The sequence below is a fragment of the Bradyrhizobium sp. P5_C11_2 genome (assembly GCF_054049755.1).
Genome location: NZ_JBFULT010000301.1, coordinates 1 through 9,179, shown reverse-complemented (window position 1 = coordinate 9,179; position 9,179 = coordinate 1). Strand labels below are relative to the sequence as shown.

Annotated in this window: 7 protein-coding genes; 2 read left to right on the top strand and 5 right to left on the bottom strand. The window is 65.2% G+C overall.

Going from position 1 to position 9,179, the window contains the following annotated elements:
- Positions 1 to 196 precede the first annotated feature (196 nt).
- Together ACXJL8_RS24935 and ACXJL8_RS24930 are read left to right on the top strand one after the other, a co-directional pair.
- Positions 197 to 2,443, top strand: a complete 2,247-nt coding sequence (locus ACXJL8_RS24935; RefSeq protein ID WP_456619008.1) for a TOMM precursor leader peptide-binding protein — start codon at positions 197 to 199, stop codon at positions 2,441 to 2,443.
- Positions 2,444 to 2,538: 95 nt separating this feature from the next.
- Positions 2,539 to 3,915, top strand: a complete 1,377-nt coding sequence (locus tag ACXJL8_RS24930; RefSeq protein ID WP_456685762.1) for a SagB/ThcOx family dehydrogenase — start codon at positions 2,539 to 2,541, stop codon at positions 3,913 to 3,915.
- Between the two features lie 28 nt (positions 3,916 to 3,943).
- On the opposite strand, the gene ACXJL8_RS24925 is transcribed toward ACXJL8_RS24930, so the two are convergent.
- The 5 genes from ACXJL8_RS24925 to ACXJL8_RS24905 form a co-directional block, all read right to left on the bottom strand.
- Positions 3,944 to 4,804: an ABC transporter permease gene (locus tag ACXJL8_RS24925; protein WP_456619006.1), complete on the bottom strand. Its 861-nt coding sequence runs from the start codon at positions 4,802 to 4,804 to the stop codon at positions 3,944 to 3,946.
- On the bottom strand, positions 4,801 to 5,730 hold the full coding sequence (locus ACXJL8_RS24920; RefSeq protein ID WP_456619005.1) for an ABC transporter permease: 930 nt from the start codon (positions 5,728 to 5,730) through the stop codon (positions 4,801 to 4,803). Before ACXJL8_RS24920 ends, ACXJL8_RS24925 begins: the two co-directional genes overlap by 4 nt.
- Entirely contained in the window at positions 5,730 to 6,722 is a 993-nt protein-coding gene (locus ACXJL8_RS24915; protein WP_456619004.1) for an ABC transporter ATP-binding protein, read from the bottom strand. The genes ACXJL8_RS24920 and ACXJL8_RS24915 overlap by 1 nt, the downstream gene beginning before the upstream one ends.
- The gene (locus ACXJL8_RS24910) at positions 6,719 to 7,702 is read right to left on the bottom strand and encodes an ABC transporter ATP-binding protein (RefSeq protein WP_456619003.1); all 984 of its coding nucleotides are present in this window, start codon (positions 7,700 to 7,702) and stop codon (positions 6,719 to 6,721) included. Before ACXJL8_RS24910 ends, ACXJL8_RS24915 begins: the two co-directional genes overlap by 4 nt.
- A 3-nt stretch (positions 7,703 to 7,705) precedes the next feature.
- On the bottom strand, positions 7,706 to 9,179 hold a 1,474-nt coding region (locus ACXJL8_RS24905; protein WP_456685761.1), incomplete at its 5' end, for an ABC transporter substrate-binding protein.

Genomic DNA, 9,179 nt, shown 5'->3' with positions numbered 1-9,179 from the left:
GGTTGATAGGTCATTGGCCGGCCTCAAGAAAGGGGCCGGCCAGTTGCTTGATTTCGCTACGACGCTTGCATCGGCGGCTTGCGGGTGACAGCCGAATTCGATTCAATTCTGTGGGAAAATTCCAGCGCGCGGGCACGACGAACCGTCTTGCGCCGGCGATCTGACGTAACGGCAACCGGATCAGCGTGCTGACGCAATGAATGCCAATAGCAAGACCCGCGTCCCGCGGCAGACCCGCAAAGACCTCCTCCGATTTGCACCGAACTTTACCGCCTATGTACTGCCTCCCGATGCGGTTTGCCTCTATTCCGAGGATCGCAAATTCTTCCTGCACGGCGAACTCTACTGCGCCTTGGCCACTGCGATCGGAAAACACGGCAACGCCAGGCCGCAGATCATTCGCCAGCTTTCGAAGCGCTTCCCGGCCGATAAGATCGAGGAAGCGATCAAGCGGCTGCTCGATCGCCGATATGTCGTAGCGCGGACCCCGAAAGCATTCGACGATGCCGTCGGCGGTTTCCTGGCAAGCCTCGGCCTGTCTTTGGAGATCGCGGAACACAATTTTCGCAATTGCCCCGTCCAGGTCGAGTCGATTGACGTCAAAGGCGCCAGGGAGCTGACCGCGGCGTTGAGCAAGCTCGGGGTTCAAATCGCCAAGCGAGCGCCGAAGCTCACGATCACGCTGACGAACGACTATCTCGACCGGCGACTTGCTGAACTGAACCAGGAACGTGTGGCAGGCAAGACGCCCTGGTTGCTGGTACAGCCATCCGGCCCGTTTCCGCTGGTCGGGCCCGTGTTCAAAGCGGGCGAGAGCGCCTGCTGGACCTGCCTGTTCGATCGCATGATCCGCAACCGGGAGATCAAGGGGTTTCTCGACCGGGGACCGGCGCTTGCGGTTGCCATATCGCCGCTCGTCAGAGAAAGCGTCGGCCAGGCTGGAATCCATTTTGCGGCCGTCGAGATCGCCAAGGCAATTGCCTCGGATTTTCGCACCGATTTGTGCGATCACATCGCAAGCTTCGACCTGACCGGCGCCGCCATCGCCAAGCACTACGTGACACGACGTCCGCAATGTCCGACCTGCGGCAGCAGGAAGCTGAACAACCCGCGCCGATCTCCGGCCCTGGTCGAGATTGCCGAGGGCAAGAGGCTCGTCATGACCAGCGGTGGATATCGCACCGTGACGTCGCGGTCGACGGTGTCGCGCTTCCGCAAACATGTGAGCCCACTGACAGGGGTGGTGACCAGGCTCGAACGAATCGACGTCGATCTGCCGATGAACACCAACTACTTCGCCCAGCACAATTTCTCCGCGCCGGCCCACAGCATCGACCAGCTCAGGTCCGGATTGAGCGGGGGCAGTTTTGGCAAGGGCTCGACTGCTGAGCAGGGCGAAGCCAGCGCGTTGATGGAGTCGATCGAACGCTATTCGGGCATTTTCCAAGGCGATGAGATCAGGACGACGCGTCGATTTGCCGATTTCGCGCCTGGCGACGCGCTTCTTCCCAACGACGTCCAGCTCTTCAGCGCAACGCAGTTCAAGAACAGGTTTCTCCAGCAACCGGACGATCCCCATCCGGTTCCCGAGCCGTTCGATCCCTCGACGAGGATCGAGTGGTCGCCGGTCTCATCGTTGCGCGACAAACGCTTCAAATATCTGCCGACCGGCCTCCTGTACTTCTTCTATGGCGGCTTTCATACGGATTCCAACGGCTGCGCGGCCGGCAACACCCGCGACGAAGCCATCGTTCAGGGCTTCCTCGAACTGATCGAGCGCGATGCCTACGCGATCTGGTGGTATAACCGGGTGCAGCGCGCCCAGGTCGATCTCGAGCAATTCGACGATTTCTATGTTCGGGATCTCCAGGCTCAATTTGCGGAAGCCAGGCGCAAGCTGTGGGTGCTCGACATCACCACGGACCTCGGCATTCCGACTTACGTGGCGATCATGCACTGGATGCAGAATGGACACGAAAATATCGAGTTCGGCTCCGGCGCGCATTTCGACCGGCACATAGCCCTGCTGCGCTCCCTCACCGAGCTGACCCAATTTATGTCCGTCGGCATGATGGGCGGCGCAAGCGGCGAGAAGCCGACACTTGACGGTGTCACGCCGCTGCGCCTGGAAGACTACCCGTTCCTGACACCGAGCCACCGCCCGATCGTCCCCCCGGCGCCGAGCCTCAAGCTCCACGACAATACGCGTGACCAGGTCATTGCCTGCGTCGAGATCGCCGCCCGTGCAGGCTACGATTTCCTCGTCCTCGACCAGACACGTCCCGACGTCGAGGTTCCAGTGGTCAGAGTGCTCGTTCCCGGCCTGCGTCATTTCTATCGCCGCTTCGCACCGGGCCGCCTTTACGATGTGCCGGTGAAGCTCGGATTGTTGGACCGGCCGCGACCGGAAAACGATCTGACTTCATTCCTTCCACACACCTGAAGGGTTGCTCTTTCGTGCGCACTCCCAGGAAAAAACCGACCAGGAAGATCGCGCCAGACATTGCTGCCCGATTGAGCCATCGCTTCTCCCTCCAGATGCAGACGGACGGAAACATCGCCGCCTCGCTGGGCGACTATTCCGTCAACCTCGGACAATTCAGCGAGGCCGCGATGGACCGCGCGCGACATCTGAGCACCGGTCTTCCGCTCGCTTCCTTTGCAGGCAAGAGCATCCTCGCCAGGGAAATCGACGCCCTGGTGCATCGCCTGGCCCGGCAGGGGCTTCTGGAATATCGCCTCTCCTCCTCGCGTGACGAGCGGGACCGCGTGGTCATCGAGCCTCAAGTCCCCGACTACTGGCCGCGACGCGCGAAGCTGGGCAGCCGTGATACCGTCGTGTTGTCGCGCTTTGCCTATCTGCGCCGGCGCGGCAACGAGATGGTGCTGGAATCGCCACGCGCCGGCGCGCTGTTCCGGATTGGCGATCCCGCCATCGCCGCCACCCTTGCTGCTCTGTCGCAGCCTCAGAAGATCGGCAAGCTCAACCAGAAGGTCGCTTCCTCCACCCTCCATCTGCTCGAACTGTTGCTGGACAGCCAGATCCTGCTCAAGCTTGATGCGAAACTCGGCGACGGCCTGCGCGTGAATGAAGGCGACGGCAATCTCGTTCTCTGGGATTTCCATGATCTGGTGTTTCACACGCGGAGCACGGAGGGCCGGCAAGCCAATCCGGTCGGCGCCGCCTTCAGCTATGCGAGCGTCGTTCCGCCGCCTCCTGCGGTGCGCCCGCCCTGGCCCGGCAGCAAGATCGACCTGCGCAAATTCTCCTCCCCGGAGCYGAACTCTCTCTTCCCGAAGCTGTTGCGCGAACGCCACTCAACACGGGATTTCGACGACAAGAATCCTGTCACGCTCGGCGAACTCGCGCAGTTTCTCGACACCACCGCGCGCGTCGTGTCCGAATGGAAGAGCGGCCCGTATTTTGACGGCGGTCCCGACGTCACCTACAGCACGAGGCCTTATCCGTCGGCGGGCAGCGCCTACGAGCTGGAATTGTACCTGACGGTCTCGAACTGCGAAGGGCTTGCGCGCGGACTCTACCACTACGATGCAGGGAGCCACGCGCTGGTGGCGATCAGCGCCTCCACCCAACAACTCCAGGCACACTCGGTGGCAGCCCAGTTCGCCATGGACGCGCCGGGTCAGCCACAAATCCTGATCACGATCGCGGCGCGATTTGGGCGCGTCTCCTGGAAATACAGCTCAATCGCATATTCGTTGATCCTGAAGGATGTCGGCAGCCTGATCCAGACGTTTTACCTGGCCGCGACCGATATGGACCTCGGCGGCTGCGCCATCGGGAGCACCAACATCGATCTGTTCGCGACAATGACGGAGCTGGAATTCCATATAGAGGGCCCGGTCGGTCAATTCGCGCTCGGGCGCGGCAAGAAGCTCGATATCCCGAGCTAGAAGCTCGGGCAGTTCGGCGCCAGTCGGGCTATTGCAGGGTCGGATCGAGCCGGTCGCGCAGCCAGTCGCCGATCACGGACACCGCCAGGGTGGTCACCACGATCGTGGTCGCCGGCGCCAGCATGATCCAGGGCGCCCGGGTCAGGTATTCGCGGCCGTAGCCGACCATGTTGCCGAGGCTGGTCATCGGCGGCTGCACGCCGAGGCCGAGGAAGGACAGGCCGGACTCCATCAGGATCACCTCGGGAAAGACCAGCGTCGTCGAGACGATCAGGGTCGAGGCGATGTTGGGCAGGATGTGGCGCAGATAGATCCGAGGCGGCGTCGCGCCGAGCTGGCGGACCGCGGCCGCGTACCCTTGCGCATTGGCGGAGATGGCAAGGCCCCGGGCGATGCGGGCGTAGCGCTCCCAGCCAAAAAATCCCATCAGGCCGATCAGGAGCGGCAGCGAGTTGCCGAAGAAGGCGAGCACGGCGAGCGCCATGATCAGGAAGGGCATGCTGGCCTGGAAGTCGGACAGCATCAGCACGAGCTGCTCGACGAACCCGCGGAAATGCGCGGCGAGGAAGCCGAGCGTGGTGCCGACGATGGCCGAGATCGCGGTCGCGCCGAAGGCGATCAGGAGCGAGATGCGGATCGAGACGAGCAGCCGCGACAGCACGTCGCGGCCGAGCTCGTCGGTGCCGAGCCAGTGCGCGACATTGCCAGGTGCGGCGAGCCGGTTACGCAGGTCGAGTTGGGTGTAGCCATAGGGCGCGATCTTCTCGGCGAAGGCTGCGATCACCAGCATCGTGATGATCCAGCCGGCCGCGAGCGCAACCGAGACCGGAATCGGCGGAAGGCTGATGCGGCGACGGATGGCGGTGTCCTTCAGCGTCGCGTCGGTCATGCATGTGCTCCCTTGGCGCGCAGCCGCGGATCGAGGAAGCCATAGAGGAAGTCGACGATCAAATTGGACGTGACCATGGTCAGCGCGACCAGCAGCAGGATGCATTGCACCACGGCGAGGTCACGGTTGGCGACGGCAACCACCAGCAGGCGCCCTACTCCCGGCCACGAGAACACGCTCTCGACCACGACGGCGCCCGCGATCAGCGTTCCCACCATGAAGCCGAGAATGGTGACGGTGGGGATCGCCGCGTTCGGCAGCGCGTGCGACGTCACGACCCTGTGCCAGGGCACGCCTTTCGCCGACGCCGTGCGGATATAGGGCTGGCCCAGCACTTCCAGCATCGCGCTGCGGGTGAAGCGCGCCAGCACCGCGGCACCGCCGAGGCTCAGGGTTGCGATCGGCAGGACGGCGTGGCGCCAGCTCTCCTGTCCGCCCGACGGCAGCCAGCCAAGCTGCACGGCAAAGACCAGGACGAGCAGCAGCGCCAGCACGAAGCTCGGCACGGTGAAACCGGCCACCGCGGCCATCATCACGGCGCGGTCGATCGCCGATCCCCGATGCAGCGCGGCGTAGATTCCGGCGGGAATGCCGAGCGCGACCTTGAACGCGAACGCCGGCAAGGTCAGCGCCAGCGTCGCCGGGATCCGCTCCAGCACGAGCTCGATCGCTGGCCGTCCGTCGCGCATGGAGCGGCCGAGTTCGCCCTTTGCGATGGCGCCAAAATAGTCGAGATATTGAAGCCAGATGGGATCATCGAGGCCCCAGGCCTTGCGGAAGGCAGCGAGCACTTCCGGCGGCGCCTCCGGTCCCAGGATCATCAGCGCGGGATCGCCGGACAGCCGCAGGACCACGAAGGCGAAGGTGACGACGAGGACGATCGTGAGCGCCGCCCGTCCGATACGAATGGCGAAATAGCGTCCCATCACGCCGCGTCCTGCGTCTCGGCCTGGGCACCCGGCACGAGATGGCATGCGACCTGCCGGTCGCCGCCGACGGCGGACAGGGCCGGTGTCTCGGTCGCGCAACGCGCAACCGCGCGTGGACAGCGCGGATGGAAGGCACAGCCTTGGGGACGCGCCGCCGGGTTCGGCGGATCACCCGCGAGCACGATGCGGCCCGCGCTGCGGCGGCCGGGTGCGGGCGAGGCCGAGACCAGCGCCTGGGTGTACGGATGCTCAGGGCGCGCAAAAAGATCGTCGGCGCTGCCGATTTCAACGATGCGGCCGAGATACATGACCGCAACGACATTGCTGATCTGCCGGACGACGCGCAGATCGTGGCTGATGAACAGCAGCGTCAGCGACAACTGCGCCTGAAGATCGGCGAGCAGGTTCACCACCTGAGCCTGGATCGAGACATCGAGCGCGCTGACCGGCTCGTCGCAGACGAGGAAATCCGGCCTGGTCGCCAGCGCCCGCGCCAGCACGATGCGCTGACGCTGGCCGCCGGAGAGCGCGCCCGGATAACGCGCGCCATGCGCCGGCGTCAGCTCGACCGCACGCAACAATTCGCGGACGCGCTCCTCGCGCTCAGCCGGCGTCCCTGCACCGTGAATGTCCAGCGGCTCACGAATTTGCGCAGCCACCGGCAGGCGCCGGTCGAGCGCGCCCAACGGGTCCTGAAAGATCATCTGCACGCGCGCGCGCTGCGCACGCCACGCGACAGCTCCTGGCGCGGCCATCGGCTTGCCGTCGAAGCGCACCTCACCGCGATCCGGCGGCTCGAGGCCGAGCACGATGCGCCCGGTGGTCGACTTGCCAGAACCGGACTCGCCGACCAGCCCCAGCGTTTCGCCCTTGGGAATCGTGAGCGACACGCCGTCGACCGCATGGACGGCCGTGCTCCGGCCGAACATTCCGGAACGCATGCTGTAACTGCGCGAGATCGAAGACACCTCGACGAGCGGCGCGTTCATTCGGCGGCGATCCCGAGCAGCGCGCGGCGCGAGGCCTCGGCGCGGATGCAGGCGACGGCGCGATCGTCGGCGATCGGCGCCAGGCTCAGCGCCACCAGGCCGCACGGCTCGGCCGCGAGGGCGCAGCGGGGCGCGAAGGCGCAGCCGCTCGGCATCGTCGCCGGATCCGGCACCGTCCCCGGAATGGCGGTCAGGCGCCGGCGCGGTCCATCGAGCGGCGGCAGCGCACCGATCAGGCCTTGCGCATAGGGGTGCACGGGATCGGCAAAGAGCTGGTTGGCCGGCGCCTCCTCAACGATGCTGCCGGCATACATCACCGCGACGCGGTCGCAGTTCTCGGCGACGACGCCGAGATCGTGGCTGATCAGCACCATCGCCATGCCCATCTCGCGGCGGACCGACGACAGCAGTTCCAGGATCTGCGCCTGAATGGTGGCGTCGAGCGCAGTGGTCGGCTCGTCCGCGACCAGCAGGTCGGGATTTCCGGCCAGCGCCATCGCGATCATGATGCGCTGGACCTGGCCGCCGGAAAATTCATGCGGATAGGCGGAGAGCCGCCGGCCTGCGTCGGGGATGCCGACGAGATCGAGCAGCCGCCGCGCTTCCGCCTTCACCGCCTCGCCCGAGAGATCGCGATGCAGCGCCAAGGCCTCGCAAAGCTGCTTGCGGATGGTCAGCACCGGATTGAGCGCGCTCGCCGGATCCTGGAAAATCATGGCGACGCGCCCGCCCCGCACCTGGTCGAGCTCGGCGGCCGGCGCGCCAAGGATCTCGCGTCCGTCGAGACGAACCGAGCCCGAAACGCGTGCGTGCCGCGGCAACAGGCCCAGCGCGGCAAGCCAGGTGACCGACTTGCCGGACCCGGACTCGCCGACGAGGCCCAAGGCCTCGCCCTTGCGCAAGGCGAGATCGACACCGCGCAAGACCGGCACACCGTCGAAGGCGACGCTCAGGCGCTCGATGCTGATCAGCGCTGTCACGGATCACGCCTCGARATTGCCGGCGCGGAAATCCATCGCAAAGGCCGGCGATGCCTTCCACTTGATCGATTTCGGCTTGGCCGTGAAGGTCGCGTTCTGGTGCAGCACCGTGTAGGCGGGATCTTCGCGCTCGGCGATCTCCAGCATACGGCGGAACGCCTTCTTGCGCGCCGCGCGGTCGGTCGAGGTCTCCAGGAACTCCGAGAGCGTGTTCAGCTCGGCATTGGTCCACTCGCCGATCTGCTGCTGCTGGCCGTTCGGGCCGTGCTGGGCAACCAGCGACGATACGGGATCGTTGAAGGCCGCCGAGTTCGACCAGTCGCGCACCGCGCGGGTCGGCGCACGCTCCATGATCTGCGACCAGTTCTCCTTGGTCTCGATCTGGACGTTGAGGCCGACCGACTTCCACATCTCGACCAGGACCTGCGCGGTCGCGACCTGGTTGGTGTAGTAGTTGTTGAGCAGGCGATAGGGAATCGGATCGCCCTTGTAGTTGGCCTGCTTCAGCAGGTCCTGCGCGAGCTTCGGATCATAGGCCGGCACGCTCCAGTCGGCGTTGAACATGTCGCCGTAGAATTCCCACTGAAGGCCCTTCGGCACCCGGGTGCGGCCGGCCCACAGACTGTCGACGATCGCCTGACGGTCGATCGCGTGGGTGAAGGCGCGGCGCACCAGCGGATTGGCGAGCTGGGCGTGGTTCTTGTCGAACACGGTCAGGCGGTGGTTGAGGATGGTGCCGCCCTGCACTTCGAATGCGGCGTTCTTCTCGATGCCGGCGATCTGGTCCGGCGGGATATCGCAGGCGAACTGGTACTCGCCCGAGAGCAGCCCGTTGATGCGGCTCGCGACTTCGGGCACTTCGAGGAAGCGGATGCGCTTCAGCGGCGGGCGGCCGCCCCAATATTCGTCATGCGCTTCCAGCGTCAGCGACACGTCGGGCTTGAGCTCGACGACCTTGTAGGGCCCGGTCGTGATCGGCTTGCGCGCCCAGTCGAGATAGCTTGCGGATTCGTCCCAGGCGCGGCGGTTCGCGATGTCGGAGCCGTAACGCGACAGCCGGCCTTCGATCGTGACGTCCGGCGTCGCGTTGTAGAAGCGCACCGTGTATTTGTCGACGGCGTCGACGCGTACGAGGTCCGGCCAGATCCGGCGTGCGACCGCCGGCACATCAGGCGGCAATTCCTTGCCCGGCCRCGGCGTCGGGATCTTCTCGAAGGCCTGGATGGTGGAGCGGCTTTTGGCCTCGGTCTCGCCGAACATGCGCGCGCGGCTGAAGGTGAAGACGACGTCCTCCGCCGTCATCTCGTCGCCATTGTGGAATTTCACACCCTGGCGCAGCTTCACCTCGACGGTCTGGTCGTCGATGCGGCGCCATTCGGTGGCGAGCCCCGGCACGGCCTCGAGGCTGCCGCGCCAGTTCTTCGAGATCAGGCCCTCCCAGATCGAGGAGAAGAACACGCGCTCTCCGACATTGGAC

Coding starts and splice junctions, on each gene's coding strand:
- ACXJL8_RS24935 (WP_456619008.1), top strand. CDS start 197: ATGAATGCCAATAGCAAGACCCGCGTCCCGCGGCAGACCCGCAAAGAC.
- ACXJL8_RS24925 (WP_456619006.1), bottom strand. CDS start 4,804: ATGACCGACGCGACGCTGAAGGACACCGCCATCCGTCGCCGCATCAGC.
- ACXJL8_RS24920 (WP_456619005.1), bottom strand. CDS start 5,730: ATGGGACGCTATTTCGCCATTCGTATCGGACGGGCGGCGCTCACGATC.
- ACXJL8_RS24915 (WP_456619004.1), bottom strand. CDS start 6,722: ATGAACGCGCCGCTCGTCGAGGTGTCTTCGATCTCGCGCAGTTACAGC.